This is a genomic window from Methylobacterium sp. P1-11 (genome assembly GCF_008329595.1).
Lineage (GTDB): Bacteria > Pseudomonadota > Alphaproteobacteria > Rhizobiales > Beijerinckiaceae > Methylobacterium.
In genome coordinates this window covers 111,354-137,891 of record NZ_NPKS01000001.1, presented here as the reverse complement: position 1 = coordinate 137,891, position 26,538 = coordinate 111,354, and the positions used below count along the sequence as shown (strand labels likewise).

Genomic DNA, 26,538 nt, shown 5'->3' with positions numbered 1-26,538 from the left:
GCGCGACGGTCCGCGCATCGGCGTGTGTGCCAGGACCATTACTGGACCCCCTCCGCCTGCGCGGTGTGGGCAGCATGCGGATCGGCCACGAGGCTGCCGTCCTGTACCTTGTACTGCCCGGCGGTGATCACCCGCTCGCCGGGTTGGAGATCGCCGCTGAGAATCCGGGTCCGTCCGGAATCCGAGCGTCCCGCCTTCAGCGCGCGCTGATGCGCCCGGCTGGCGTCATCCACCACGAAGGCGAATAGGCCGTCTGGCCCATGCTGGATCGCGTCGTCCGGCACGGTCATGGCGAGGGCGACCGTACCGACCCGCATCTTGGTGGATACCGACAGGCCTGGCCACAACGCGTGGGTCTTATTCTCGAAGACGGCCTTGAGCCGGATCGTACCGGTCGCGGTATCGACCTGATTGTTGAAAAGGGCGAGCTTGCCGTCGGCGAGCTTGGTCAGGCCGTCGGTGGTCCAGGCCTCGACCGGCACGTCGCCCGCTTTCAGCGCCGCGGTAATCGCGGGCAGCTGATCCTCTGGAGCTGTGTAAACCACGAAGATCGGCTCGACCTGCGTGATCGTCACGATCGGGGTCTGGCCGGCCGCGTTGACGATGTTGCCGATGTCGACCTGCCGGAAGCCGGTCACGCCGCCGATGGGGGCGCGGATGGTCGCGTAGCCGAGTTGGGTCGTGGCATTGTCGATGGCGGCCTGATCGGAAGCTACCTGCGCAGTGAGCTGGGCGACCAGGGCCGTCTGCGTCTCGGTCTGCTGCCGAGAGGCGTAGGCGCCCAGTCCCGTGTAGCGGACGAGGTCGGCCTTGGCGTTGCCGAGATTGGCCGTGTCCTGTTCCTTCTTGGCCTTCGCTTGGTCCAGCGCTGCCTGGTAGGGCCGCGGATCGATCTGCACCAGAACGTCCCCCTTGTGGACGGTCTGGCCCTCGCGGAACGCGACCTGCTGGATCTCGCCGTCGACGCGTGTGCGCACCTGGACGGTGTTGTAAGCCTGAACGGTGCCCAGACCGTTCGACACGAGTGCGAACGGCCCCTGCTCGACCGTACCGAGGGTGACGGGAACAGGAAGCGGAGCGACCGCCTTGGACGGCGCGGCGGTCGAATTCAAACGCGTGTAGCCGTAAGCGCCGCCGCCCACGACAGCGAGAAGCAGCAGGATCAGGCGGGCCGCACCGAAGCGCTTGGGTGTCGGGCCGGATGCCGGTCGAGGCATGTCGCAGTCGCCCCTGAGCGCAACGGTCTCGTCTGATCGAGATGCGTCGGAATCGTGCCCGTCTTCACGCAGCATGCGCCGATGTCCGCCCGTTGATCCCACCGCGCCGCGAACCGGGATATTTTGCATTCAGTAGCATACAACGCGCTCGCTGGGCACCGCGGCACTCCATGGATCGCAGCAATGTTCCCCCACAGAAAGCGTGCTACCGCCGCCGATACCAGGTCGCGCCGCTGCGTCCGACGCCCTATCTGGACGATTCCTACCCGGCGCGTCGGAGCGGGCTGTTCGCCGTTGCCGCGCGCAGGATGTGAGACCGGGATTCCCCATGGCCTCGACTTTGGAACTGGACGGTCTGAACGAGCTCCGCGATGCGCTCATTGAGGAGCGGCAAATCATCGTCGCGTCGGTGCGCAAGCTGCGCGACGTGCGACGGCAGAAGGGCACCTTCGTGCTGGGTGACGGCGCGGAAGCCGGACCACGGCTCGTGGCGGTGCAGGAGCAGATCGAAATGGTCGAATCCATCATCGCCGTGCTGACGCAATCTCAGGCCTGACGTCCTGGGTCCTCTCGCCGGGACCGCTGCGGAGCCGGATTGGCATAGTTCGATGTCCGGTATGTTTCTGGGCCTTTCGCTGGTCTCACCCCCTGTCAAAGACATGCCGTAAGTGAAAAATCGAGGTTAAGTTCGTTTATATTGCAAAGTCTACTGGTTATCTGGGAATATATATTGCTATATCGCGGCAGAAGGCCGTGTTTGGTTTCAATGCGCACAATACAAGCCCTGCGTCTGCTGAGACCAATGGCGGCATTTGGATCGTCCCGCGCGAACGCTCGGCTCAGGCGCTGGTTTGCCGGCGACGGATTTCCCTGGGCGTGACGATCACGTCGGCTTGTACAAGATCTGCCCATCTTTCGGGCTGGACGATCCCGACGCTGCCCTGGTACCGCACCGTAACTCAAGGCGCGAGATTTTAAACATGGACGCCTTCGATCACGCCCGCACGATACGCGACGCCGACGAAATCACCGATACGCCTCACGAGATCGAGCTACAGGCGCTGTGGCGTGCCCTCGCCGCAGACCGAAGCGCGCGGGACGAGCGGACCGCGCGCCTGCGTGCCATGCGCTTGATCGGCGGCGACGGAGCGGATTGATCAGTCGGTCGCCGGCTTCCACTCGGGAAGTCGGCTCGCCAGCAGGAAGCCGACCGCCATCGCCATGGCCTCGGCCTGCGCGATCAGCGTCGGCTCTCCAGCGTCGCGCGCCGCCTGAAGCAGCGCGATCGCGTGCTTGCCGAGGCGCATGTCCACATCCTCGTCACGCAGTGGGATGTCGTCCGGGTTCCCGGGATTCTGGGCTCGGTCAGTCATTGCTGTGCGTGGGCCTTGAAGCGGCGAGCATGGGCTTGAACGGGGAGGAGGTGGCGATCCAGGATTGCGTGTCCGTGACGTCACCGAACACCCGCATGATCGCGCTCACCGATCGGTGGATCTCATGAGCGGCGATATCCTCCAGGCCGTGGCTGGCGGAGGCATCGGACAGGAAGGTCACCGCCTGTCCGCGGTGGTAGCCATCGACCGCCGTTGCGAGGCAGGACGACTCGCCGGCGAACCCCGCGATGACCAGCGGCGGCAAGCCGCGCTCCATCGCGTCGGCGAAGGCGGGACTGGCGTAGCAGGAGGGCCGGTCCCGATCGAAGATCATGTCGCAGCCATGCGGTTCGAACCCTTCGATCCAGCGGGCGAAGCGGCTGCCTGCCTGGAACAGCGGAGCGCCGACCCAGCGGACATAGGCCACCTGCATGCCGCTCTCGCGGGCATGTGAGAGCGCGCGGCGGCAGTTCAGGAGTGCGGGCCCGATTTTCGGAACGGCGAGCGGACGGCCCGCAATCTCGTATTCCTGCTGCATGTCTACCAGCACCAGCACCGGGACGCTGCGCGGGTGGCGATACAGCGCCGGATTGAGCGGCCGATTCATCGCGCCGCGACCTCCCGGTCGACGGACGGACGGGTCACGGCGCGGCTCCGCGAGCGGTCGAGCGCGCCAGCCCGGTGCCAGCGGCCTTCCGGCCGGATGATGACGTACGGATCGACGCCGAGGCCGATGGCTTGCGGATGCGGGTCCGCTTCCATCAGCATTTCGATGTAGTCGAAATCTGAGAACACCAGTTCCTGGGCGCCCTCGAAGACCCGGAAGCCGAAGCGGCTCCAGAAGCCGACAAGGCGCTTCTGGGCATGACCGTAGAGACGGCGGTAGCCCTTGACCCGCGCCAGCTCGATCCCGGCCCGGACCAGCGCGAAGGCCATGCGGGTGTTGCGGAACTCGGCCCGGACCGCCAGGCGCTCGATCTTCGCGAAATCTGCGAAGAACCGGATGCGCAGGCAGCCCGCCGGCTCGTCGCCGACATAGCCGATCAGGTGCGTTGCAGAGAGATCGTTGCCGTCGAATTCCTCCTCGTAAGGGCAGGCCTGCTCGCCCATGTACACGGCTGCGCGCAGGGCGATCACCCGGGACAGATCTTCCAGGTTTCTGGCCACCGCGACGCTGATTCCGGTCCCGCCCGGCTTGTGACTGTCATAGGGGGGTGCCGGATCCCCTTTCGGCCCACGCCCGAAATGATACAGGTCGCCGCGGGCGGTGTTCCTGAGAGTGAAGCCGAGCGTCGTGAGGAGATCCGCGCCCTCGGGCGTCGCCGCCCGGGCATAGAAATCGACGCCGCGATAGGTCGGGCTCGACAGACGGTCGAAGACGAGGCTGACGCCGCCGGCAAGCCGTCGCCGCGCATAGACGGCCCAGACGTAGATCCCGGCCGGACGTTCGTGTTGACCGGCCAGCATCGCGACCGGCGGCTCCGCCGTGTCGAGAGTTCCGTCCTTGAGGGCGGTCAGACCGTCTGCGTTCAGCATCAGGCAGGCGACGAAACCTTCACCTCTAGGCTGCGCAGCATTGAATTTATGTCTCTGTGCGATCGCAACGACGCTGTCGGGATTGATCGACATTACGCGCCGGACAGCCTGGACCGATGCAAGATCGGGCAGATTCGTTCGTGCATCTTCGATCAACTGTTGCAGATCACTTGGTGTCGGCATGAAGATAACGAGATGACGGGCAACACGGTCGACGCGCAGCGCGCTCAAATCATGGCGTGGCTCCGCAGAGACTGGCGCTGTTCCAAATTGATCCGCGTCCCGCGCAACGAACTGAGCGCGCGTGATATGCAGCGTCATCGGATGACCTGTCATTCGGTTTCGGATTGACGGTCCAGCACTTCGCATCTAGCGCTCTGGTTGTCTGTGCAAAATTTGGAACAGGGGCGTTCCGTCAATGGAACAGGCCGAGGCGAGCCGGGAGGCGATGCCTGACTGGCAGAGCATTCGGGTCTTCCTGATGCTCGAGCGGTCCGGGAGCTTCCGGTCGGCCGCCTTGAAGCTCGGCCTATCGGTGAACTCGGTGCGACGGCGGATCGCCGATCTGGAAGCCCTGATTGGTTCGCCCCTGCTGACGCGCCATGTCGACGGCATCCGTCTCACCGCCGAGGGTCACGCGATTTTGGAAGCCGCCGCCCGCATGGAGGCGGCGGCTTTCAGCCTGGTGCGAACGGGCGAGGCCACCCCCTTCGCCGAGACCGGCGAGGTGCGGATTGCCGTCACGGAAGGTCTGGGTGCCTTCTGGCTCGCGCCGCGCCTCGTCGAGTTCCAGCGCGCGAACCCGCGTCTGACCGTTGACCTGCGCTGCGCCATGGAATCCGCCGATGTCCTGCGGCTTGAGGCCGACGTGGCTATCCAGTTGACGCGGCCGACCAGCCCGGACCTTCGCGTGGTCAAGCTCGGCCGGATCCACATGATGCCGTACGCCGCGCGGATCTACGAAGACACCTATGGGCTGCCGATCCGCCCCGAAGATCTCGAGCGCCATCGCATCGTAGTTCAGGATGGCGGGCAGACCGTGCCGCTCGAAGACTATGTGAGGACAGTCCCAGGCTTTCCCGCCAAGGTCCCGATCACGCTGAAAGTCAATGTCAGCAGCGCGTATTACTGGGCAATCGCCAAGGGGGCCGGAATCGGATTGCTGCCCACCTATGCCAGCGCAATCGGCGCTCAGGTCGTTCCGTTGGACAATCTGGGCCGTTTCGGCGTCGACATCTGGCTGACCTATCACCCGGATGCGGAGCGGATTACCCGCGTGCGGCGGACGATCGATTGGCTGCGATCCTCCTTCGATCCGAAGCGTTATCCGTGGTTCCGGGACGAGTTCATCCATCCGCGTGACCTGCCGGGCGCCGTCAAGGGGTCGGCCTTGCCAGATCTGTTCGCCGGGTTTGTCGCCATGACACCGTGACGGCCGACGCTGCGCGCTGCACCCGCGGTGGTCCGGGTCCTGCAACGGCCGACGCACGCCCTTGACCGCGCCGCGCGCATGATCCTTGCTCCGGCCGCCGCGACGACGAGGTTGCCCGTGCTGCTGACGCCCCGAGAGAAGGACAAGTTGCTCATTGCCATGGCGGCGCAGGTGGCGCGCAATCGCCTCGCCCGCGGCGTGAAGCTCAACCATCCGGAGGCGGTGGCGCTGATCACCGACTTCGTGGTCGAGGGCGCCCGGGACGGCCGCACCGTGGCCGACTTGATGCAGGCCGGCGCCACCGTGCTGACCGCCGATCAGGTGATGGAGGGCGTGCCCGAGATGATCCACGACATCCAGGTGGAAGCGACCTTCCCGGACGGCACCAAGCTCGTCACCGTGCACCACCCGATCCGCGGCGCGGCCTCGGCCGATATCCCCGGCGCGGTGACGACTTTGCCGGGCGAGATCGTGTTCAACCCTGGCGCCGAGCGGACCGTGATCGAGGTGGCCAACGTGGGGGACCGGCCGATCCAGGTCGGCTCGCACTATCACTTCTTCGAGGTCAATCCGGGCCTCATATTCCCGCGCGAGGAGGCCCGCGGCAAGCGCCTCGACATCGCGCCGGGCACCGCCGTGCGCTTCGAGCCGGGATCGACGCGGGAGGTCGCGCTGGTGCCGCTCTCCGGCGGGCGCACCGTCTACGGGTTCCGCGGCGACGTGATGGGCAAGCTCTGACCATGGCCAACACGCCCAAGCCCGCCAGCCTGCCCCGGTCGGCCTACGCCGACATGTTCGGCCCCACGGTCGGCGACCGCGTCCGCCTCGCCGATACCGGCCTGGAGATCACGATCGAGCGCGACTTCACCACCTACGGCGAGGAGGTGAAGTTCGGCGGCGGCAAAGTCATCCGCGACGGCATGGGCCAGAGCCAGGCCACGAACGCCGACGGCGCCGTCGACACGGTGATCACCAACGCCGTGGTCCTCGACCATTGGGGCATCGTGAAATGCGATGTCGGGATCGTGCGGGGCCGGATCTTCCGGCTCGGCAAGGCCGGCAACCCGGACGTGCAGCCCGGGGTCGACATCGTGGTCGGGCCTGGGACTGAGGTGATCGCCGGCGAGGGCAAGATCCTGACGGCGGGCGGCTTCGACAGCCACATCCACTTCATCTGCCCGCAGCAGATCGAGGAGGCGCTCTGCTCGGGCATCACCACGATGCTCGGCGGCGGCACCGGACCGGCGCACGGCACCTTCGCCACCACCTGCACGCCGGGCCCCTGGCACATCGCCCGGATGATCGAGGCGGCGGATTCCTTCCCGATGAACCTCGCCTTCGCCGGCAAGGGCAACGCGTCGCGGCCGGAGAGCCTCGTCGAGATGGTGCGCGCAGGCGCCTGCGCGCTCAAGCTGCACGAGGATTGGGGCACCACGCCCGCGGCGATCGACACCTGCCTGTCGGTGGCGGACGCCCACGACATCCAGGTCATGATCCACACCGACACGCTCAACGAATCGGGCTTCGTCGAGGACACGATCGCGGCCTTCAAGGGCCGGACCATCCACGCCTTCCACACCGAGGGCGCGGGCGGCGGCCACGCGCCGGACATCATCAAGGTGGCCGGGTTGCCGAACGTGCTCCCGTCCTCGACCAACCCGACGCGGCCCTACACGTGGAACACGATCGACGAGCATCTCGACATGCTCATGGTCTGCCACCATCTCGACCCGTCGATCCCCGAGGATCTCGCCTTCGCGGAGAGCCGGATCCGGCGCGAGACCATCGCGGCCGAGGACATCCTGCACGATATCGGCGCGCTCTCGATGATGTCGTCCGACAGCCAGGCGATGGGCCGGGTCGGCGAGGTTATCATCCGCACGTGGCAGACCGCCGACAAGATGAAGCGCCAGCGGGGCGCCCTGCCGGGCGACGCGTCCGGTACCGACAACCTGCGGGCGCGCCGCTACGTCGCCAAGTATACGATCAACCCGGCCATCGCGCACGGCATCTCCCGTCACATCGGCTCGGTCGAGGCGGGCAAGCTCGCCGACCTCGTGCTGTGGAATCCGGCCTTCTTCGGCGTGAAGCCCGACCTCGTGCTGAAGGGCGGCAGCATCGCGGCCGCACCCATGGGCGACCCCAACGCGTCGATCCCGACACCGCAGCCGGTCCATTACCGGCCGATGTTCGGCGCCTACGGACGGGTGCCCTTCGCCACCGCCCTCACCTTCGTCTCCCGGGCGGCGGTGGAGGACGGTCTGCGGGAGCGGCTGGGCGCGCAGAAGGAGCTGGTCGCGGTGGAGAACGTCCGCGGCGGCATCTCGAAGAAGAGCATGGTGCTGAACGACGCGACGCCGGTCATCGAGGTCGATCCGGAAACCTACGACGTGCGCGCCGACGGCGAGCTGCTGGTCTGCGAGCCGGCCGAGGTCCTGCCGATGGCGCAGCGCTACTTCTTGTTCTGAGCGCGGCCATCCATGATCCGCGCCACCCGCATCATCCGCCGCGACGCCCTGTCGGGCGGTGAGATCGTCGACCGCGTCGTCCTCGATCACGGCGACCGCCACCGCCGCCGCGTCGCCATGCGCGGCGCCGGGGGGCTGGGCTTCCTGCTGGACCTCCCGGAGCCGACCGTGCTGGAGGACGGCGACGCCCTGGTCCTGCAGGACGGACGCCTCGTCTGGGTCGAGGCCGCGCCGGAGCGTCTGCTCGAGATCCGGGCTGCCAGCGATCACGCGCTCAAGCGCCTGATCTGGCACATCGGAAACCGGCACATCGCCGCCGAGATCGGCGCGGACGCGGTCTGGATCGCGCACGACCACGTCCTCGCCGAGATGGTCCATGGCCTCGGCGGCACCGCCGAGCCGGTAGAGCGCCCGTTCCGGCCGGAGGGCGGCGCCTATTCCGGCGGTCACGGGCACGATCACGACCACCCGCATGGCGGCCACCACCATGCCGCAAGCTGAGGCCCTGGAGGCGCTGCGCCTGATGGCGTGGCTGTCGCCCGGCTACCCGGTCGGCGCCTATGCCTACTCGCACGGGCTGGAATGGGCGGTCGAGGCGGGCGACGTCCGCGACGAGGCGAGCCTGACGGCGTGGCTCCGGGACGTCTGCGAGCGCGGCGCCCTGCGCAATGACCTGATCCTGGCCGCGCACGCCCACGCGGCGGCGCTGTCCACCGACGTCCCCGCGCTGATCGCCGTCAACGACCTCGCCCTGGCGCTGGCGCCGTCGCGCGAGCTGCACCTAGAGACGAGCCAGCAGGGCCGGAGCTTCCTCGACGCGACGCGCGGCGCGTGGCCTTGCGACGCCCTGGCCGCCCTGGCGGAGCAACTGCCGGGCCCGGTCGCCTATCCGGTCACGGTGGGGCTGGCGGCCGGCGCACACCGCATGGCGCCGGGCCCCGTGCTCGCCGCCTACGGCCTCGCCTTCCTCCAGAACCTCGTCTCCGCGGCCCTCCGGGCGGCGCCCGTGGGTCAGGCCGCCGGCACGCGGGTCGTCGCCGCCCTCGCGCCGCGCCTCGCCGGGTTCGCCGAGGCGGCCGCCGAAGCGGATCTCGACGCTCTCGGTGCCGCCACCTTCCGCCTGGATCTCGGCTCCTTCCAGCACGAGACCCAGTATTCCCGCATCTTCCGATCCTGAGTCCGCAGCATGACCCCCACCAACGGACCCCTCCGCGTCGGCATCGGCGGACCTGTCGGTTCCGGCAAGACCGCCCTGATGGAGCAGCTCTGCAAGCGCTTCCGCGACCGCTACGAGATCTGCGCCATCACCAACGACATCTACACGAAGGAGGACGCGCGGATCCTTACCGTCGCGGGTGCCCTGCCGGAGGAGCGAATCATCGGCGTCGAGACCGGGGGGTGTCCGCACACCGCGATCCGCGAGGATGCCTCGATCAATCTCGCCGCCGTCGCCGAGATGAACCGGCGCTTCCCGAAGCTCGACCTCGTGCTGATCGAGTCCGGCGGCGACAATCTCGCGGCAACGTTCTCGCCGGAACTCGCCGACATAACGCTCTACGTGATCGACGTGGCCGGCGGCGAGAAGATCCCCCGCAAGGGCGGCCCGGGCATCACCCGGTCCGATCTTCTGATCGTCAACAAGACCGACCTCGCGCCGCTTGTCGGCGCGGACCTGTCGGTGATGGAATCCGACACGCGGCGGATGCGCGGCACCCGGCCCTACGTCTTCGCGTCCCTGCGCGAGGGGGCGGGCGCGGACGCAGTGGCGCGCTTCGTCGAGGAGGCGGGCGGCCTGGGCCGCTGAGGTGACGCGCCGGTCCGAGCGGCCGGCGCGCCAAGCTACCTAGCGCCCGGCCTCGGCCGAGCGCGCGCGGATCGACGACGTGGTCGGAACGCCCATGAGCGCGTCCAGGCGACTCATCCGCGCGTTGAAACCGTTCATGACGGTCTGGCGCGCCTTGATCGCGGCGCCGGGCTGCGCCTTGGCGGGTGTGTGCCGCGCGCGGGCTTCCGCCTGGACCGCCGGAACGGCGAGGAGCGCGGCCAACGCCGCGATGGTCAGAGTGCGGGTCATCGTGAAATCCCTCGGCGTCCGCCGTGTCGGACAGCGCGACGCGTCACGAGGATATGCGCGCTCGAAGCGCGGCCGCGTGCGCGAGCGCACAGCACGCAGACGTGATCGCGATGCGCGCCGTTGGGCGCTCGCGGCGTTGACAGCGCTCCGCGACTGATTCAACCCGCGATATCGAGGCCTTCTGAACGGTATCGCGCATGCGAAATCTGCGGTGGCTGGCCGCCCTGCCCTTCCTCGGCATCCTCGTCGGCCCGTTCGTCCTGAACCGGGTCGAGCCCTTCGTGTTCGGCTTGCCGCTGCTCCTGGCCTGGCTGGTGTTCTGCGTGATCGGAACCTCGGCCGTGATGGGGGTGATCTACCTGACCGACCCTCAGAATCGCGCGCCGGAGGATCCCCGATGAGCATCGCGCTCGTCATCGTGGCCGCCGGCTTCGCGCTGGCGATCGGCCTCGGCCTCTACGCGCGGGTCGGCCGCGAGATGGGGCTGGAGCAGTGGACCGTCGGCGGCCGCGGCTTCGGCACCGCCCTGGTCTTCTTGCTGATGGCCGGGGAGATCTACACGACCTTCACGTTCCTCGGCGGCTCCGGCATCGCCTACGGCAAGGGCGGACCCGCCTACTACATCCTCTGCTACCTGACGCTCGCCTACGTCACATCGTACTGGCTGCTGCCGCCGGTCTGGCGCTACGCCAAGCAGAACAACCTTTACACGCAGCCCGACTTCTTCGCGCGCAAGTACGGCAGCCGGGCGCTCGGCATGCTGGTGGCGCTCGTGGGGATCGTCGCCCTCGTCCCCTACCTCGTGCTGCAGTTCAAGGGGCTCGGGATCATCGTGTCGACGGCGTCCTACGGGGCGATCTCGTCGACCGCCGCGGTCTGGATCGGCGCGGCCGCGCTCACCGCCTACGTGGTGGTGTCGGGCGTGCACGGCTCCGCCTGGACGGCGGTGACCAAGGACACCAGCATCCTGTTCGTGGTGGTGTTCCTCGGGATCTACCTGCCGGTTCACTATTACGGCGGCTACGAGGGCCTGTTCACGGCGATCGAGGCTGCGAAGCCCGGGTTCCTGGCCCTGCCCGACCGCGGCCAGAGCCCGGTGTGGTTCACCAGCACGGTCCTGCTCACCGCGCTCGGCGGCTATATGTGGCCCCACACCTTCGCGTCGCTCTACACGGCGCGTGAGCCAAGCGCCTTCCGCCGCAACGCGGTGATCCTGCCGATCTACCAGCTGATCAACCTGTTCGTGTTCGTGATCGGCTTCACCGCGGTCATGCAGGTGCCGGGCCTGACGGGGCCCAACGTTGACCTGTCGCTGTTCAAGCTCGCCCTGGCCACCTTCCCGCCGTGGGTCATCGGGCTGATCGGCGCCACGGGTGTGCTCACCGCCCTCGTCCCGGGCTCCATGATCCTGATCGCCGGCGTGACACTGGTGGCGAACAACCTCGTCCGCCCGCTGCGCCCCGGCATGAACGACGCCGCGACCGCGCGGCTGTGCAAGATCCTCGTGCCGGTGCTGGCGCTGGTCTGCGTCGGCTTCACCCTGTCGGGCGGCGACACGATCGTGCAGCTCCTGCTGATGGGCTACAACTTCGTGACGCAGCTCTTCCCCTGCTTCATCACCAGCCTGATGCGCCGCAATCCCCTCGACCGCCGCGCCGCGATCGCCGGCATCGTCGCGGGCGTCGCCACCGTGGCGGCGACCGTCCTGAGCGGGTTCAGCCTCGCGAAGCTGCCCGTCCTGGGGCCGCTCCAGGACGTGAATGTCGGCATCGTGGCGCTGGTCGTGAACGTCATCGTGACGGTTGTGGTGGCGCGGACGGTGCGCGCGGGCGCGACCGCCGCGCAGGCCGCCGAGTGACGCCGCTCAACTCTGTCCGCGGCGGGCGGTGAGCCAGGACGCCAGCAGCACCGCGACGCTCACCAGCCCGACGAGCAGGGTCGAGGCCGCGTTGATCTCCGGATTCACCCCGAGCCGGACCTGGCTGTAGAGCCGCATCGGCAGGGTGGTCGAGCCCGGGCCGGAGACGAAGCTCGCGATCACCAGGTCGTCGAGCGACAGGGTGAAGGCGAGGAGCGCGCCGGCCGCGAGGGCGGGCGCCAGCAGCGGCAGCGTCACGGTCATCAGCACGCGCGCCGGCGCCGCGCCGAGGTCGGCCGCGGCCTCCTCGAGCGATCGGTCGAGGCCGCGCAGGCGCGCGCCGACCACCACAGCCACGAACCCGGTGCAGAATGTCGTGTGGGCGATGACGATCGTCACGAGGCCGCGGTCCAGCCCGATCCCGATGAACATCAGCAGGAGCGACAGGCCGATCATCACCTCCGGCATCACGATCGGCCCGAACACGAGACCCGTGAACAGGGCGCGCCCGCGGAAGCGACCCTGCCGCTCCAGGGCGAGGGCCGCCAGCGTGCCGAGGATCGTGGCGAGCAGGCTCGCAAGGATCGCGACCTTCAGGGAGACCAAGGCGGCGGCGAGAAGCGGCGCGTCGGAGAGCAGCGCGCCGTACCAGCGGGTCGAGAACCCGCCCCAGACCGTGACCAGGGGCGAGGCGTTGAACGAGTACATGATCAGCACCAGGATCGGCCCGTAGAGGAAGGCGAGGCCGGCCGCCAGGGCGGTGCGGGTCACCCAGGTCACGGCACCTCACCCTCGCCCGCGCGCAGGCTGTCCCGGAACAGCACCACCGGTCCGATGACGATGGCGAGGATCAGCACGGCGACCGCCGAGGCCAGCGGCCAATCGCGGTTCGAGAAGAACTCGGTCCAGAGCACCCGGCCGAGCATCAGCGTCTCCGACCCGCCGAGCAGATCCGGGATCACGAACTCGCCGACCATCGGGATGAAGCACAGACCGGCGCCGGCCGCGATCCCCGGCAGGCTGAGCGGCACGGTCACGGTCCAGAACACCCGGCTCGGCGAGGCGCCGAGATCCGCCGCGGCCTCGCGCAGGGTCGGATCGAGACGATTCATCACCGCGTAGAGCGGCAGCACCATGAATGGCAGATACGCATAGACAAGTCCGATGATCACGGCCCTGTCGGTGTTGAGGATCGTCAGCGGCTCGGCGATCAGCCCAAGACGCCGCAGGCCGAGGTTGAGCAAACCCTCGGGCTTGAGGATCGCGATCCAGGCGTAGATCCGGATCAGGAAGCTCGTCCAGAACGGCACAATCACCAGCGCCACGAGCAGCGGCTGCCAACGGGACGGCGCCCGCGCCAGGGCGTAAGCGAGCGGCGTGCCGAGGGCGACGAGGATCAGGCTGGCCACGCCCGCATAGGCCAGGGAGCCGAGGGCGGCATCGCGGTAGAGGGGGTCGGCGTAGAGCGTCAGATAATTGTCGAAGTTCAGGGCTTCGAGAAAAGCCGACCAGCCGTCGAGCCCGGCCCGCCAGTCGAGCACAGGCAGGTACGGCGGGATCGCCGTCGCCGGCTCCGATAGGCTGATCTTGAGAGTGATGGCGAAGGGCAGCAGGAAAAACGCTGCCAGCCACAGGAAGGGCGGAAGGCGCACCAACCGGTCGAAGAGTCCGACGGGCTTCCGCCCGCTCACGGACCCGGCCTCCGGTCGCCCCGCCGCGCGGACCGGCGCTGATCGCCGTCGGCCTCCGACACGGCGGCCGTCATGCCGGCAGGATCACGGCGACGTCGGCCGGGAAGCCGGCCCGCGCGTCCGAGCCCGGCGCCGCGCCGGCCTCCGCGGGCCGCCCGCTCGACCGGAGGGTCGCGCCGTCGGGCAGTCGCAGCGTCCGGCGCAGCCGGTCGCCCAGGAACACGACGTCGGTGACGGCCACCGGCAGCCCCTCCGCACCCAGCACCACATCCTCGGGCCGCACCGCCACCACGACGGCGGCGCCCTCCTCGAGCGCGGCCGCCGCGACGCCCCGCACGGGACCGTGCGCGGTCTTGACCGTGCGGATCGCGTCCGGGCTCACAGGCCCGAGCCGGCCGGGAATGAGGTTCACGTCGCCGAGCAGGCCGGCCACGAAGCGGGTCGCCGGTCGCCTGTAGAGGTCGGCCGGCGGCCCGACCTGGATCAGACGGCCCGCCTCCATGACGCCAATCCGGTCGGCGAGCATCATCGCCTCCTCGGGATCGTGCGTGACGACGACGAAGGCGGTGCCGAGGCGGCGCTGGACCGCGCGCAGCTCGCCCTGCGTCTCCTCGCGCAGGCCGCGATCGAGCGCGCCGAGCGGCTCATCGAGCAGCAGCAGCTTCGGCTCCCGGGCCAGCGCCCGGGCCAGGGCGACCCGCTGACGTTGACCGCCCGAGAGCGTGTCCGGGCGACGGCTGCCGAATCCGTCGAGGCGCACGAGCTTGAGGAGATCCGACACCCGTTCCGCCACCGCTGCGCGACCGCGTCCGTTCAGGCCATATCCGATATTGCCGGCCACGCTCATGTGCGGAAACAGGGCGTAGGACTGGAACATCATGTTCACCGGCCGCCGATGGGGCGGCAATGCGGTGAGGTCCTGCTCACCCAACAGGATCCGTCCGGTGGTTGGCGTCTCGAAACCTGCAATCATGCGCAGGAGGGTGCTCTTGCCGCAGCCGGACGGCCCGAGCAGGCAGAAGAACTCACCCGCCTCGAGATCGAGACTCACGGCATCGACGGCGCGATGGGTGCCGAAACGTTTGGTCAGCTCCTCGAGCCGCAGGCGCGGCGCCGGCAGGTCCGACAACGGATCAGGAATCCTCGCGCAGCGCCTCGGCCACGCGCGCTTCCAGAAGATCCGGCCGGCGCAGGACCAGGGCGCCTCGGGTGCGGTCCACGAGTCCTTCCGCGGCCATCGCGGTGAATTCCCGGGTCACCTGCTCGCGGCGGCAGCCGATCCGGGCGGCGAGGACGTGATGGTAAGGCGGCGGCGAGACCACCCGCTCCCCCGTGGTGCCGGTCCGCGGAACGGAAAGGCGCAGCAATTCGGCGTAGAGTCGGTGCTTGAGGTCGAGCAGGGCGTGCTCCATGAGCCGCGTGTTCAGCTCGCGCACGCGCTTGGCCAGAAGCCGGAACAACCGGTCGGCGATCGCCTCGGAGGCGAACACGATCTGCCGGAATACCGCCGCCGGCACGACGCAGACCTCACCCCGCGTCAGCGCCGTGACGTTGGCCGAGCGGCCGATCCCGTCGATCGCCGCGAGTTCGCCGAAGAACGCCCCGCCCCGCATCTCACCCAGGATGACCTCCTTGCCGGACTGGGTCCGGTTCAGGATGCGGACCTCGCCGGAGGCGATGAAGTACACGTCGGTGGAGATGTCGTCGAAGTCGACGAGTACCTCATTCTCGTCGAAGCGGCGCCAGTGGCACCGGGGCTCGTAGGGGCTGAGCTCGATGCCCGGATCCTTGAAGAAGGGTATCGTCCCCAGCCGCGCCATCGATCGTGTTCCCTCAACTCCGGCCTCCGTCCCTGCCCTGACGGGGGCCGACCAGCAGATCTGGGGACGGGAGCAGCCCGCACTGTGAAGCTGCGCCCCACCGGGGCGGTGCTGGATCGATCGGGCAGCCGCAATCGTGACGGTCGCAGGCTGAGCGGTCAAGCCGCGTCCCGTTGAACAGGAGTTTATTAGCGTGGATCGGGGATGAGGGCTAAATTCCTGGCCCGCCGCGGCGGGCAGTAGCGATGCATCAAGACGTTCCATTCTCGCGTTCGACATTTTCTACGGGTCCCCGTCGGCAGGCGACGCTCGCCTGCGCCTTCGAGAGGTCCGGGCGCAGCCTCCATTCCGGGCGGCACGCGACGATCCGTGTGAGCCCGGCGCCGGCCGGGCACGGCATCGTCTTTCGGCGCCGTCTGAAGGACGGTCGCGCCGTCAACGTGCCGGCGCATTGGCAGTACCGGGATTCGCAGCCGCTCTCCTCGGCTGTGCGGCGCGACGGCGTCCTCGTCCGAACGATCGAGCACCTCATGGCCTCGCTCAGCGCGCTGCGGATCGACAACGTGCTGGCCGAGATCGATGCGGACGAATTGCCGATCTTCGACGGCAGCGCGACACCATGGTGCGAGGCGATCCGGGCGGCAGGCCGAAGCGAGCAGGCCTTGCCCTGCCGGGTAATCCGCCTGCGCCGTACCGTGGCGGTCGAGAGCGGGCGGCGCCGGCTTCAGATCGAGCCGGGCCCCGGCCTGCACATCACCGGCCACATCGCATTGGCGCATTTCGGGTCGATCGATTGGTCGGGCGCGATCACGCCGGAGGGCTTCGAGCGGGAGATCGCGCCGGCCCGCAGCTTCGGTCGCTACATGCGCGCCATGGCCGGCCGCGCCTACGGTTACGTGATGGGAAACGACTTTCTCCAGGGCGTGTCGCCGCGTTCGGCGGCGCTCTTGGTGCGGGGGCACGTGCTCGGCGGGATGCGGGGACCGGGCGAGCCGGTTCGGCATCGAGTCCTCGACCTCGTCGGCGATCTCGCCCTGGCAGGGCACCCGATCGAGGGACGCGTCTCGGCATTCCACACCGGCCACGAACTCAACCATGCCCTCGTCGCCGCCCTGATGCGCGACGGTTCAGCCTGGGAACTCGTCTGAGCGGCGGCCAAAAGCGACCTCAGGCGGAGGCGCGGCGCGGCGTGTCGCAAGCAACAGCGACCGCGCCGAAGGCGCGGACCAGATCCGGGTCGAGCTTCGCGTTCATCAGACCCAGGATCGCGTAGGCCTCCCGCGGGGATTTCGGCGCCTTATAGGGACGTGCCTCAATGAGCGCGGCGAAGATGTCGCAAATGGTGATCAGCCGGACCAGATCCGGGATCTGCTGCCCGCGCAGGCCGTCCGGATAGCCCGAGCCGTCGAGATATTCGTGGTGCGAGCGGACGACCGCCAGCGTCAGAGCGTCGTAGTCGCCCGTTAGCAGCATGGCGTGACCGAGGGCTGGGTGACGATCCATCTCGCTGCGCTCTGCCGGCGTCAGCGGAGCCGGCTTGTTCAGGATTGCGAGGGGGATCTTGGCCTTTCCGATGTCGTGGAGCAGTGCGCCTTTGACGAGGTAGCGGGAATCGGCCTCTTTGAGCCCCAAGGCCCGGGCGAATTCTGCGGCAATCCCGGCCACGCTCAGGCAATGCCGGTGGGTGACGTCGTCGAAGCTCGCGACGATCTTGAGCCACTCCCGCACCTTCGCCTCGCGGATCGCCTGATTGACCAGGTCGGCGCCAGTTTCGACTACCGCGGCCGGCGGTGCCTGATCGGCACGAAACAGGCTTGCGAAGACCGAGCGGGCTTCCTTGACTTGGTGCCGCCAGTTGGCAGCCGAGCGCAGGTCCGGCGTGCTGCTGGTCAGCGTCGCGACCGCATTCAGAAGCATGGCGCTCGCCGTGGCGGCCGGCATCACCCGCGTGGCGCCGAGGGCGGTCGCCTGAATCTCGCCGCGACCGAGATTACCGTGGATGAGCGCGAGGAACGGTGTCCCCGGACCCCGCGTCACCGACAAGGCCTCGCGCAGGCGGCGTACAGATTCGGACGTCAACGCGCTGACGTCGCTGATGATCAGCGCGGCTCCCGCCGGCGGAACGGCATCGCCGTAGAGATCATGCAATGCCACGGACTTGCCACCGCCGAGATTGCGCGCGAGCCGCTCGCCGCGCTCGACATCGTCGGTCAAGATCAGGGTCTGGCCCAATATCCCCCCCTCTCGCTCGCCCCCTTCCCGGGAATCCAATCGAGCGGCTCATGTACGCTGTCGGACCAATGATCAGCAGATCCCCGACTGGATCCACAGCACTCGCCGCAGATTTGATGGCATGCCGTTAAAAATCCGGCCGTCGAATCAGATGTTCACCGCTTCAAATAGGCAACGATCTGGAGAACCGGATCGCCGCGGGGATGGTGACCGGTTCGCGCGGTTGCGGCGCTTGCCTCGCCGCGTCCGGACCGCCAGAACGCCGTCATGCTGCGCGTCAACGACCTTACCTATCGCATCGGCGACCGTCTGATCCTCGATTCCGCGAACTTCACGATCCCGGAAGGAGCGCGGGTCGGGCTCGTCGGTCGCAACGGGGCAGGCAAGACCACGCTGTTCAAGGCCATTCTCGGCGACTTGCCGGTGGATGCGAAATCCGTCGCGCTGCCCAAAGGCATGCGAATCGGTGCGGTCGCCCAGGAAGCTCCGGCCGGGCCGGAGACGCTGCACACTGTCGTACTCGCCGCCGACACGGAGCGCGCCAGCTTGATGGCGGAGGCTGAGCATGCGGACGGGTTGCGCCGGGCCGAGATCGAGACGCGGCTCGTCGATATCGGTGCCCACTCGGCGCCGGCTCGCGCCGCCGCGATCCTGCATGGACTCGGGTTCGATGCGGCTGCCCAGGCGCGGCCCTGCTCGGACTTCTCAGGCGGCTGGCGGATGCGCGTGGCGCTGGCCGCCGTGCTGTTCTCGGAGCCTGACCTGCTGCTCCTCGACGAGCCGACCAACTATCTCGACATCGAAGGTACGCTCTGGCTGTACGATTACCTGGAGCGCTATCCGCGGACTGCGATCATCATCAGCCACGATCGCGACCTGCTCGACACCAGCGTCGATCACATTCTGCACCTCGACCGTGGCAAGCTGACCATCTACCGCGGCGGGTATTCGAGCTTTGCCAAGCAGCTCTCGGAGAAGCGGGTCCTCCAGGCCAAGGCGAAGGCCAAGCAGGATGCCGAGCGCGCGCATCTCCAGAGCTTCATCGACCGGTTCAAAGCCAAGGCCACCAAGGCGCGCCAGGCCCAGTCGCGGATGAAGCGCCTGGCCAAGATGGAGCCGATCGCGGCGCTGCTCGATGACGACGTGCCGGTGATCCACCTTCCGAGCCCGGAGAAGCCTCTGTCGCCGCCGATCGTCGCTATGGAGCGCGTGAAGGCCGGCTATGGGGATCGGGTCGTCCTGACGGGTCTCGACCTGAGCCTCGCGCCGGATGACCGGGTGGCGCTGCTGGGCGCCAACGGCAACGGCAAGTCGACCTTCTGCAAGCTGATTGGCGGCCGGCTCGGGCCCGTCGCCGGCGAGCTCAAGCGCTCCTCCAAGATGGAGGTCGCCTATTTTGCACAGCATCAGCTCGACGAGTTGCGTCCCGCCGAGAGCGCCTATGCGCATGTCCGGACCCTGATGCCGGACGTGCCCGAAGCGAAGGTGCGTGCCGCCACCGCGCGTCTCGGATTTGGAGCCAACAAGGCCGATACGCCGGTCGAAAAGCTCTCGGGCGGCGAGAAGGCGCGGCTGCTCATGGGATTGGCAGCCTTTCACGGCCCGCACCTCCTGATCCTGGACGAGCCGACTAACCACCTCGATATCGAGAGCCGGCAGGCCCTCGTGGAGGCGATCAACGACTACGAGGGCGCGGTCATCCTCGTCTCTCACGACCGCTTCCTGGTCGAGGCCTGCGCCGACCGGCTGTGGCTGGTCGCGGACGGCACGGTGAAGGCCTTCGACGGCGACATGGACGATTATCGGCGCTTCGTCCTGTCGGGTCCGGACCGCGAGGACGAGCGCGAAACCGAGACGTCCGGCGGCCAGAAGGCCGAGGCACGCCGCGCCGGCGTCGAGCGCCGCGCAGCCCTCGCGCCGCTGCGCAAGCGCCTGGAGGCCATCGAGGCGCGGATGGCCAAGCTGACGGCGGCGATTCAGAAGATCGACGCCGCCTTGGAGGACGGATCCGCCTTCCGCGAGAATGCGGTCAAGGCCGGCGAGATCGCCAGGATGCGTGCGGACGCGTCGAGCGCGCTCGCCTCCGCCGAGGAGGAGTGGCTGAATGTGAGCGCGGAGATCGAAGCTGCCTGAAACGTTCGTGGCTGCACTTCGAAGGTCGGGGCTGGTGCTCACCGCCCTCGTGAGCGCGGAGAAGCCAGCAAGGAGCGCTGCGATCCACGATAGCGAGCTGTCCTGACGCGCTTCGCCGCGCTCGCGCCGAGGGCGGCGGGTGCGTCGCGGCGGCGCGATCCGGTGCTTGTCAGATCGAAAGCGCGATTGCCCGTTCCAGAATATCGACACCGAGGTCGATCTCCTCATCCGTGGCGGTCAGCGGCGGGGCGATGCGGAACACGCCGCCCATGCCCGGCAACTGCACGATGTTCATGCTCAGGCCGAGTTCGAGGCAGCGCCGGGTGATCGCGTCACCGAGTTCCGGGGCCGGGACCTTCGTGGCCCTGTCGGCAACGATCTCGACGCCCTGCAGGAGGCCACGCCCACGCACGTCACCGATGCAGGAGAAGCGCTGCTGGAGCGCCCGCATTCGGGCGTCGAGCCGGGCCCCGGCCTCCTTGGCCCGCGCCACGAGGCCGTCGCGCCGGACGATCTCCAGCACCTTGAGGCCGACTGCTGCGGGAAGAGGATCGGAGACGTGTGTGGTGTAGAACAGGAACCCGCGGGCGTGGCAGAGATCCTCGATCTCCGGCGTGGTCATGACCGCCGCGAGCGGCAGGCCGGCACCCAGGGTCTTCGACAGGGTGAGGATGTCCGGTACAACCCCGTCCCGCTCGCACGCGAACATCATGCCGGTGCGGCCGACCCCCGTCTGGGCCTCGTCGAGAATCAGCAGCATGCCCCGCTCCACGCATTTGCGCTTGAGCGCCGCCAAATAGCCGGGCGGAAGCTCGAGAATGCCGCCGGAACTGAGGATCGGCTCCGCCAGAAAGGCCGCAAGGTTGCCGGTCGACTGCCGGTCAACCAGGGCGAACGCGTAATCGAGTTCGGTCTGCCAATCTGAAGCCCCATCTTTTTCGAAGGTGGGGCGGTAGGCGTTCGGCGCGGGGATCGCGAAAGACCCGACCGAAGCGGGGCCGTAGCCCTTGCGGCCGGCGCTGTAGGTCGCCGCCGCAGCGCCCGCCGTCATGCCGTGCCAGGACTGGGCGAAGCCGACGATTTCCCAACCGCCGGTGGCGAGCTTGGCCATACGCAGCGCGGCCTCGTTAGCCTCGGCACCGGTGGTCAGCAGAAGAGTTCGTTCCAGACGACCGGGAGCGATCCCGGCCAATTCCGTCGCGAGATCGACCACAGTACGGCTCAGCATGCCGCTGAACAGATGGTCGAGATGCCTGATATGGTGCGCCACGACGGCAGCAATCTCTGGGTGTCCGTGGCCCAGGATCGCGCTCATCTGGCCAGAGGTGAAATCGAGAATCTTCCGACCCTCGACGTCGTAGACGAAGCTGCCCGCCGCCCGTTCTATGATGACCGGGGCAAAGGTTCCACCGTAGCGCACCAGATGCCGCCGCGCACGGGACCAGAAGTCGGGGTCGTCATTCTGCGTCGTCATCGATCCTCCTCCCCACCGGAGTAAGGCGATGCTAGAACCACGGCCGAATCCAGAAAAACTTATATTTCTGAACCGAGAGTTCAGAGAACCTGATGGCGCAAAATCTCGACATCGACCTGCTGCGCAGCTTCGTTGCGGTCGCGGAAACCGGAGCCCTCAGCCGTGCCGCGGAGCGGGTTAGCCGGAGTCAGGCCGCGCTCAGCATGCAGATGAAGCGCCTGGAGGATCTCCTCGCGCAGCCGCTGCTGCGACGAACCGGACGCGGTGTCGTCCTGACGGTCCAGGGGGAGCGCCTTCTGGTCCATGCGCGCCGGATCCTCACCTCGCATGACGACGCCGTGGCGGAATTGTCCGGCCAGAGCCTCAACGGCACTCTGCGGTTCGGTTGCCCGGATGATTATGCGCAGGCGTTCCTCCCAGGGCTCCTGCGTGGTTTTGCGCGTCATCACCCCGAAGCGGCAATCGAAGTGGTTTGCGCCGCGACGCCCCGTCTCGCGGAACGCCTGCAACGCGGCGGGCTCGATCTGGCGCTCGTCTCCGCCCCGCTCGCGGCCGAGCGGGAAATCTTGAGGCGGGAGGATCTCGTTTGGGTCTCGCTGCGCGGTGTTCCGGCGACTTGGCTGGATCCCCTGCCCCTCGCTCTGGGCGACCCCGATACCCTCGACCATAGGGCGGCGCGTGCCGCCCTCGACGCCGCCGGCCGCGCATACCGGATCGCCTATGCGAGTAGCAGCCTGTCGGGGCTTCTTGCCGTGGCGCGCTCCGCACAGGCCGTCGCAGTTCTGACTCGGGCCGCGGTTCCCCGCGACCTGCAAATCCTGACCCGCGGCAGCGGTCTGCCCGCGCTACCGAGCATCGGCGTGACGATCCACATGGATGAGCCGCACGCCGCACCGCTGACACGCGCTTTCGCCGCGCACGTTCGGTCGGTCCTGCCGACGCTCTGACCGGGCGGTCGTTCGGCAAGGACCACCGATCGGCTGGGCCTATTTGGCTTTGAGCGGCTGGAGGCTAGGACCTACTCTGCGTCGGGGTGTTTTGGCCAGAACACGACAATGTCGTCGTTATCGACATTGATCCAGTTGATACGGGTCCTCGGGTGATCCTGGCTGATGGTCTCGAAATGTGCGCTGTTGCAGAGGAGGTAAATTTCCGCCGCCAGCCCGTCGAGACCCGCATCCGCTGCGGCCTCGCTCAAGGCGGAGCGGAGATCCGCGTCGGGCAGCTGAAGGCCGCGGAACTTCCGTCCGGCCACTTCAGGGAAGGCCGCGCTCCAGGCGGCGATCACCCGTGGATTGTCGTATTTCACGACCGTATCGGTCCCGACGATGCGGGTCGGATTATGGTCCAGCCTTACATCTTCGGTCCAGTTTCGGTTGGAGGCGCAGAGCGTCTTGGTCGTTTCCGGCGAGACGACGGGAGTTGTCGCCGTGACCGTCGCCATTGCCACCTCGATGATCTGTGCACCGCGCAGGTCGCGCAGGTCGAGCGGCGTCGCATCGATGGCCTGGATCCGTGTCTCGACCAGCGCGAAGACGGCTCCGGCCGCCTCCGGTGAGAGTGTGTAGACGGACCGGGGATCCAGCGGCACAGACGGTGTCGGTGTCACGGTCTTCGCTGTGGTGAGCGCGCCGGCTTCGGCATGCTGTGGTTTCGGGGCGTTCGCCGTGACGGCGGCCATCGAAGGTATGTAATCCATCGCACAGTCTCCAATCGTTCGAGCCGATGCGTCCCCCGCCCTTGCCACGCGCAGCCCCTTCCCTCCCGCCTTGCCGGCCGCTGATCGATAGCTTCGCGGCGCGGCGCGCGTGATCGCAGCCCTTTGCTCGGAGCGGCAAGCGCCACAGCGACGGTTGCGGCTGACCGTCCGAGGGGTGCCGCTGCGGCGCGCCTTAACCCGCATCGCCAGCGTTGTCGCCAAGGCCGGTGCTGCAGGTCGAATCGGGCTGCCGGGTGCGTTCAGCTCAGATCCGGGCGCGTCCGTCTGAGACGCGGAAATTGGAGGATGCCGTGTGTTGAACCAGGGAACGCCTCGGTCGTCGGGCGCCTGACGATCCTCATGTTCGCCGGCACGCCATCCGCGAGCTTCATGCTCCGTTAATTTGATCGTGCACCCGAGGTCTTGACAATGTCAACGATCGTCGCAACGTGATTTTCCGCGCCACAAGCATCGATATATCAATTCTTTTCGAGTAATACTATCTGTATCAGGTCGAAATTTTAGAGATTTGAATATAATCCGATGATTATTTGCTCTGATTAGAGAACGAATTTCCTTGCGTGCAGCTTTGTCGTCCCGCGAGATCCACAGAGCGCAGTGACTTGATTCAAAACGGCCCAGAAGCCGGAACGCGCCACCACCCTCCAGCACATCGCTCGTCCGGCCGCTTATCGGGAATAGCGGCAGGGGCTTCACAGGGTCAGCGCTGCGGTTCCAACTGCCGGATCGAGGCAGAAAGGCCGCGTTTGCCCGCGGCCCGCGGACATGCGAGAGAGGCCGGATGTTGACCGTCGATAGCCTCTGGCGCGCGCGGCACCGGCTCGCGCAGTTCGGGAAGAAGCGGACAGGTTCGCCGCGCATCCTCGTGATCGGTGTCTGTCAAGCCGGGTCCATCGCCAAGGCGATGCGCTACCTGCTGCCCCACGCTCAGGTGGATTTCGTCTCGGCGTTCACGGCATCGCGCCGGTTCCCGCGGCTCGCCGACCTTATGGCGCACGCGGACGGGTACGATCACGTCTTCACCAGCATCTACCTGCCCAAGTTCAAGGGCGGCGGCACGATCGACACGCTCCGGACGCACCCGAAGGTCCGCCTGATCCCGACCATCGTGTTCAGCGCCTATCATCCCGACCTCGTCCATGTCGGCGTGCAGGATTCCGTCACGCTCAACGGCCTGATCTCGGGGCCGATGGGGCACTCGCACTCGGCGATTACGCTGTTTGCCTACCTGTCCGGCTTCTCGCAGGCGCAGGCGCTGCGTCTGTTCTCCGAGCCGGTCTTCGAGCGCCTTGGATACTTCAACCTCTGGGACGAGTCGGTCTCGTACCTGCGCGGGCTCGGCGTCCAGGCCGGGTATGATCTCGACACGCACCTCACGCGGTGGGCGCGTCGCGGCTGCTTCATGCACTCGATCAACCACACGAAGCTCTACGTCGTGGCCGACCTCGCCCGGGGCCTGCTGAGCCGGGCCGGCGTTCCCTTCGACGAATGCGATCTCGACGCGTTCCTGCCGGACGATCTCGGCGGCCAGGGCAGTTGGCCGGTCTATCCGGAGATCGCCCAGCATTACGGCGTGCCGGGCAGCGCCCTGTTCTTCAAGGCGGAGACGCGCCGGTCCGGGCCCGCGCGGACGATGAGCCGGGCCGAGTTCGTCGCCGCCTCCTACGCGAATTACGACCGGCGCGAGCGGAAGCTCCTGATCTCGCAGCGCGTCCAGGGCTGGCTCAACGATCCGCCGACGGTGGACTTCCTGCGCGAGGCCGCGGGGCGTGGCGACGCGCCGGCGCGGTTGGCGAGCCGGGCCCCTGCGGTGAATGCCGGCAGTCTCGCCGGCCATGCCTCGTAACGTCCGGCCGGGCACTTCCCTTCGGTCCCGGCGTTGTCGCGCACGGCCCGCCTTAGCGGGATGGACGTCGAGGTGTTCCGATGGGTCCCCTGTCCCGCCATCGCACCGGTCGTACTGCGACCGCGGCGGCCCTGACGCTCGTCGGCTCGGCCGCGGCCCTGGTCGCCTGGAGCGCGTTCGCGGTGAACCGGCGGATGACCCTGCCGTCCGCCCTGCCAGGCCGGCACGAGCGGCTCCGGACGCGCCGCGCCGGCGCGCTCTCGCTCTACGGGTCCACCGACGCGGAGGGCGTGCCGCTCCTGCTGATTCACTCGATCAACGCGGCGGCGAATGCCTATGAGGTCCGGCCGCTGTACCTGCGCTACAGCGGAACGCGCCCGGTCTACGCTCTGGACCTGCCGGGTTTCGGCTTCTCGGAACGCTCGCGCCGCCGCTACACGCCGCGCCTGATGGTGGAGGCGATCCAAGCGACGGTTGACGAGATCCGGAGCCGGCACGGCGGATCGGCGATCGACGCCCTGGCCCTGTCGCTCTCGGCCTCGTTCCTCGCGCGGGCGAGCCTGGAACGGCCCGACGCCTATCGCAGCCTCGCGCTGATCAGCCCGACGGGGTTCGACGCGCGGCTCTCCGGGGAAGGCCCGCCGGACGGCCATCGCGGCCGCGACTGGCTGCGCCGCGTCCTCGACCGCCCTCCCCTGGGGCGGCCGCTCTTCGACGCCCTGGTGACGCGGCCGAGCATGCGCTTCTTCCTGGAGAAGACCTTCGGCTCGTCCGATATCGACGAGGGGCTGCTCGCCTACGATTACGCCTCCGCCCATCAGCCGGGCGCCGAGCACGCCCCCTTCTGCTTCATCGCGGGCCACCTCTTCCCCACCGACGCGACGCGCCTCTACGAGCGCCTGCGCCTCCCGGTCTGGATGGTGCACGGGGTGCGCGGCGACTTCGTCGACTACAGGCTGGTGCCGCGGGTCGCCGATCGACCCAACTGGCGCGTCGAGACATTCGCGACCGGCGCGTTCCCGCATTTCGAGCAGCCGGAGGCGGTCGCGTCCGGCTACGACGCGTTCCTGGCGAGCATTATTCGCCTGCCGGCGGCGCGACCGGCGTGATCCGGTAGCGCGGCCACACTGGGTCGTCGGACAGGCTGATGCGCGTCGGTGGACCCGGCGCGCCCCGGTCCGTAAGGATGGGGCCGCCGCCCGGAGCGGCGTCCGCGTTGGAATCCGATGATCGACCTGACCCTCGAGGCCGCCCGCACCATCGTCGACACCGCCCTGCGGGAGGCGCGGGCCCGCACGCTCAAGTCCCTGGCCGTCGTCGTGTACGATGCCCGCGGCGCGCTCAAGGCGGTCGCGGTCGAGGACGGCACGTCGCTGCGCCGGGCCGAGATCGCGAGCGGCAAGGCGAACGGCGCCCTGGCGCTCGGCCTCGGCTCCCGGGCGATCCACGCGCGGGCGGAGCAGCAGCCCTACTTCGTCGCCGCCGTCACCCATCTCGCCGGCCCCGCCGCCCTCGTGCCGGTGCCCGGCGGCGTGCTGATCCGCTCCGCCGAGGGGCGCCTCCTCGGCGCGGTCGGCATCTCCGGCGACACCTCCGACAACGACGAGATCTGCGCGGTTGCCGGGATCGAGGCGGCCGGCCTGAAGCCGGACACCGGCGCCTGA

Annotated in this window: 28 protein-coding genes; 16 read left to right on the top strand and 12 right to left on the bottom strand. The window is 68.2% G+C overall.

The window, feature by feature from the left end:
- Positions 1-38: 38 nt before the first annotated feature.
- Positions 39-1,292, bottom strand: coding sequence for an efflux RND transporter periplasmic adaptor subunit (locus tag CIW48_RS00660; protein ID WP_149308136.1), 1,254 nt, complete (start codon positions 1,290-1,292; stop codon positions 39-41).
- A 253-nt stretch (positions 1,293-1,545) separates the two neighbouring features.
- Here CIW48_RS00660 and CIW48_RS00655 point away from each other — a divergent pair, with 253 nt between their 5' ends.
- Positions 1,546-1,773 (top strand): HOOK family protein, encoded by a 228-nt coding sequence (locus CIW48_RS00655; protein WP_091783620.1) that lies wholly within the window; start codon positions 1,546-1,548, stop codon positions 1,771-1,773.
- A 424-nt stretch (positions 1,774-2,197) separates the two neighbouring features.
- Entirely contained in the window at positions 2,198-2,374 is a 177-nt protein-coding gene (locus CIW48_RS33060) for a hypothetical protein (RefSeq protein WP_173009144.1), read from the top strand.
- On the opposite strand, the gene CIW48_RS00650 is transcribed toward CIW48_RS33060, so the two are convergent.
- Genes CIW48_RS00650 through CIW48_RS34685 form a run of 3 tightly spaced genes read right to left on the bottom strand, consistent with a single transcriptional unit; the run spans position 2,375 to position 4,447 of the window.
- Positions 2,375-2,524: a hypothetical protein gene (locus CIW48_RS00650; protein WP_246695077.1), complete on the bottom strand. Its 150-nt coding sequence runs from the start codon at positions 2,522-2,524 to the stop codon at positions 2,375-2,377.
- A gap of 58 nt (positions 2,525-2,582) precedes the next feature.
- Entirely contained in the window at positions 2,583-3,197 is a 615-nt protein-coding gene (locus CIW48_RS00645) for a cysteine hydrolase (RefSeq protein WP_149308132.1), read from the bottom strand.
- Complete coding sequence (locus CIW48_RS34685) at positions 3,194-4,447, bottom strand: GNAT family N-acetyltransferase (protein ID WP_149308130.1); 1,254 nt, start codon at positions 4,445-4,447, stop codon at positions 3,194-3,196. The genes CIW48_RS00645 and CIW48_RS34685 overlap by 4 nt, the downstream gene beginning before the upstream one ends.
- Positions 4,448-4,544: 97 nt before the next feature.
- On the opposite strand from CIW48_RS34685, the gene CIW48_RS00635 reads away from it, so the two are divergent.
- The 6 genes from CIW48_RS00635 (at position 4,545) to ureG (ending at position 9,830) form a co-directional block, all read left to right on the top strand.
- Complete coding sequence (locus tag CIW48_RS00635) at positions 4,545-5,558, top strand: LysR family transcriptional regulator (RefSeq protein WP_149308128.1); 1,014 nt, start codon at positions 4,545-4,547, stop codon at positions 5,556-5,558.
- Between the two features lie 117 nt (positions 5,559-5,675).
- Positions 5,676-6,296, top strand: coding sequence for an urease subunit gamma (locus tag CIW48_RS00630; protein ID WP_149308125.1), 621 nt, complete (start codon positions 5,676-5,678; stop codon positions 6,294-6,296).
- 2 nt (positions 6,297-6,298) lie between these two features.
- Positions 6,299-8,026 carry an urease subunit alpha gene (gene ureC, locus CIW48_RS00625; protein WP_149308123.1) on the top strand — a complete coding sequence of 576 codons (1,728 nt, stop codon included), beginning with the start codon at positions 6,299-6,301 and terminating at the stop codon, positions 8,024-8,026.
- A gap of 12 nt (positions 8,027-8,038) precedes the next feature.
- Positions 8,039-8,527 carry an urease accessory protein UreE gene (locus tag CIW48_RS00620; protein ID WP_149308121.1) on the top strand — a complete coding sequence of 163 codons (489 nt, stop codon included), beginning with the start codon at positions 8,039-8,041 and terminating at the stop codon, positions 8,525-8,527.
- Positions 8,499-9,203 carry an urease accessory UreF family protein gene (locus CIW48_RS00615; RefSeq protein ID WP_246695076.1) on the top strand — a complete coding sequence of 235 codons (705 nt, stop codon included), beginning with the start codon at positions 8,499-8,501 and terminating at the stop codon, positions 9,201-9,203. The genes CIW48_RS00620 and CIW48_RS00615 overlap by 29 nt, the downstream gene beginning before the upstream one ends.
- Positions 9,204-9,212: 9 nt before the next feature.
- Complete coding sequence (gene ureG, locus CIW48_RS00610; RefSeq protein ID WP_149308119.1) at positions 9,213-9,830, top strand: urease accessory protein UreG; 618 nt, start codon at positions 9,213-9,215, stop codon at positions 9,828-9,830.
- A 39-nt stretch (positions 9,831-9,869) separates the two neighbouring features.
- Here ureG and CIW48_RS00605 read toward each other — a convergent pair whose 3' ends face one another.
- Positions 9,870-10,100: a hypothetical protein gene (locus CIW48_RS00605; RefSeq protein ID WP_149308117.1), complete on the bottom strand. Its 231-nt coding sequence runs from the start codon at positions 10,098-10,100 to the stop codon at positions 9,870-9,872.
- 197 nt (positions 10,101-10,297) lie between these two features.
- Here CIW48_RS00605 and CIW48_RS00600 point away from each other — a divergent pair, with 197 nt between their 5' ends.
- Both CIW48_RS00600 and CIW48_RS00595 read left to right on the top strand, forming a co-directional pair.
- Positions 10,298-10,501, top strand: a complete 204-nt coding sequence (locus CIW48_RS00600) for a DUF3311 domain-containing protein (protein WP_149308115.1) — start codon at positions 10,298-10,300, stop codon at positions 10,499-10,501.
- The gene (locus CIW48_RS00595) at positions 10,498-11,958 is read left to right on the top strand and encodes a sodium:solute symporter (RefSeq protein WP_149308113.1); all 1,461 of its coding nucleotides are present in this window, start codon (positions 10,498-10,500) and stop codon (positions 11,956-11,958) included. The genes CIW48_RS00600 and CIW48_RS00595 overlap by 4 nt, the downstream gene beginning before the upstream one ends.
- A 6-nt stretch (positions 11,959-11,964) precedes the next feature.
- On the opposite strand, the gene CIW48_RS00590 is transcribed toward CIW48_RS00595, so the two are convergent.
- The 4 genes from CIW48_RS00590 to CIW48_RS00575 form a co-directional block, all read right to left on the bottom strand.
- On the bottom strand, positions 11,965-12,738 hold the full coding sequence (locus tag CIW48_RS00590) for an ABC transporter permease subunit (protein ID WP_149308111.1): 774 nt from the start codon (positions 12,736-12,738) through the stop codon (positions 11,965-11,967).
- Positions 12,735-13,649, bottom strand: coding sequence for an ABC transporter permease subunit (locus CIW48_RS00585; RefSeq protein WP_149308109.1), 915 nt, complete (start codon positions 13,647-13,649; stop codon positions 12,735-12,737). The genes CIW48_RS00590 and CIW48_RS00585 overlap by 4 nt, the downstream gene beginning before the upstream one ends.
- Positions 13,650-13,719: 70 nt before the next feature.
- Positions 13,720-14,778: an ABC transporter ATP-binding protein gene (locus tag CIW48_RS00580; RefSeq protein ID WP_149308107.1), complete on the bottom strand. Its 1,059-nt coding sequence runs from the start codon at positions 14,776-14,778 to the stop codon at positions 13,720-13,722.
- 4 nt (positions 14,779-14,782) lie between these two features.
- Entirely contained in the window at positions 14,783-15,469 is a 687-nt protein-coding gene (locus CIW48_RS00575; RefSeq protein WP_091783579.1) for a Crp/Fnr family transcriptional regulator, read from the bottom strand.
- 245 nt (positions 15,470-15,714) lie between these two features.
- Here CIW48_RS00575 and CIW48_RS00570 point away from each other — a divergent pair, with 245 nt between their 5' ends.
- Positions 15,715-16,617, top strand: a complete 903-nt coding sequence (locus tag CIW48_RS00570; protein WP_149308105.1) for a UDP-3-O-acyl N-acetylglycosamine deacetylase — start codon at positions 15,715-15,717, stop codon at positions 16,615-16,617.
- Between the two features lie 19 nt (positions 16,618-16,636).
- Here CIW48_RS00570 and CIW48_RS00565 read toward each other — a convergent pair whose 3' ends face one another.
- Positions 16,637-17,701: an HD domain-containing phosphohydrolase gene (locus tag CIW48_RS00565; protein ID WP_149308103.1), complete on the bottom strand. Its 1,065-nt coding sequence runs from the start codon at positions 17,699-17,701 to the stop codon at positions 16,637-16,639.
- Between the two features lie 267 nt (positions 17,702-17,968).
- On the opposite strand from CIW48_RS00565, the gene CIW48_RS00560 reads away from it, so the two are divergent.
- Positions 17,969-19,834, top strand: coding sequence for an ABC-F family ATP-binding cassette domain-containing protein (locus tag CIW48_RS00560; RefSeq protein ID WP_149308102.1), 1,866 nt, complete (start codon positions 17,969-17,971; stop codon positions 19,832-19,834).
- Between the two features lie 169 nt (positions 19,835-20,003).
- Here the strand turns inward: CIW48_RS00560 and CIW48_RS00555 are convergent, their stop codons facing one another.
- A complete protein-coding gene (locus CIW48_RS00555) occupies positions 20,004-21,308 on the bottom strand; it encodes an aspartate aminotransferase family protein (RefSeq protein WP_149308100.1) in 1,305 nt (434 codons plus the stop codon).
- Between the two features lie 92 nt (positions 21,309-21,400).
- Here CIW48_RS00555 and CIW48_RS00550 point away from each other — a divergent pair, with 92 nt between their 5' ends.
- Complete coding sequence (locus CIW48_RS00550) at positions 21,401-22,255, top strand: LysR family transcriptional regulator (RefSeq protein ID WP_149308098.1); 855 nt, start codon at positions 21,401-21,403, stop codon at positions 22,253-22,255.
- A gap of 71 nt (positions 22,256-22,326) precedes the next feature.
- On the opposite strand, the gene CIW48_RS00545 is transcribed toward CIW48_RS00550, so the two are convergent.
- Positions 22,327-22,989 carry a hypothetical protein gene (locus CIW48_RS00545; protein WP_246695075.1) on the bottom strand — a complete coding sequence of 221 codons (663 nt, stop codon included), beginning with the start codon at positions 22,987-22,989 and terminating at the stop codon, positions 22,327-22,329.
- 820 nt (positions 22,990-23,809) lie between these two features.
- Between CIW48_RS00545 and CIW48_RS00540 the strand changes: the two genes are divergently transcribed.
- From CIW48_RS00540 to CIW48_RS00530, 3 genes are all read left to right on the top strand, one after another.
- Positions 23,810-24,874 carry a WcbI family polysaccharide biosynthesis putative acetyltransferase gene (locus CIW48_RS00540; RefSeq protein ID WP_149308093.1) on the top strand — a complete coding sequence of 355 codons (1,065 nt, stop codon included), beginning with the start codon at positions 23,810-23,812 and terminating at the stop codon, positions 24,872-24,874.
- A gap of 80 nt (positions 24,875-24,954) precedes the next feature.
- Entirely contained in the window at positions 24,955-25,983 is a 1,029-nt protein-coding gene (locus CIW48_RS00535) for an alpha/beta hydrolase (protein ID WP_149308091.1), read from the top strand.
- Between the two features lie 117 nt (positions 25,984-26,100).
- Complete coding sequence (locus tag CIW48_RS00530; protein ID WP_149308089.1) at positions 26,101-26,538, top strand: heme-binding protein; 438 nt, start codon at positions 26,101-26,103, stop codon at positions 26,536-26,538.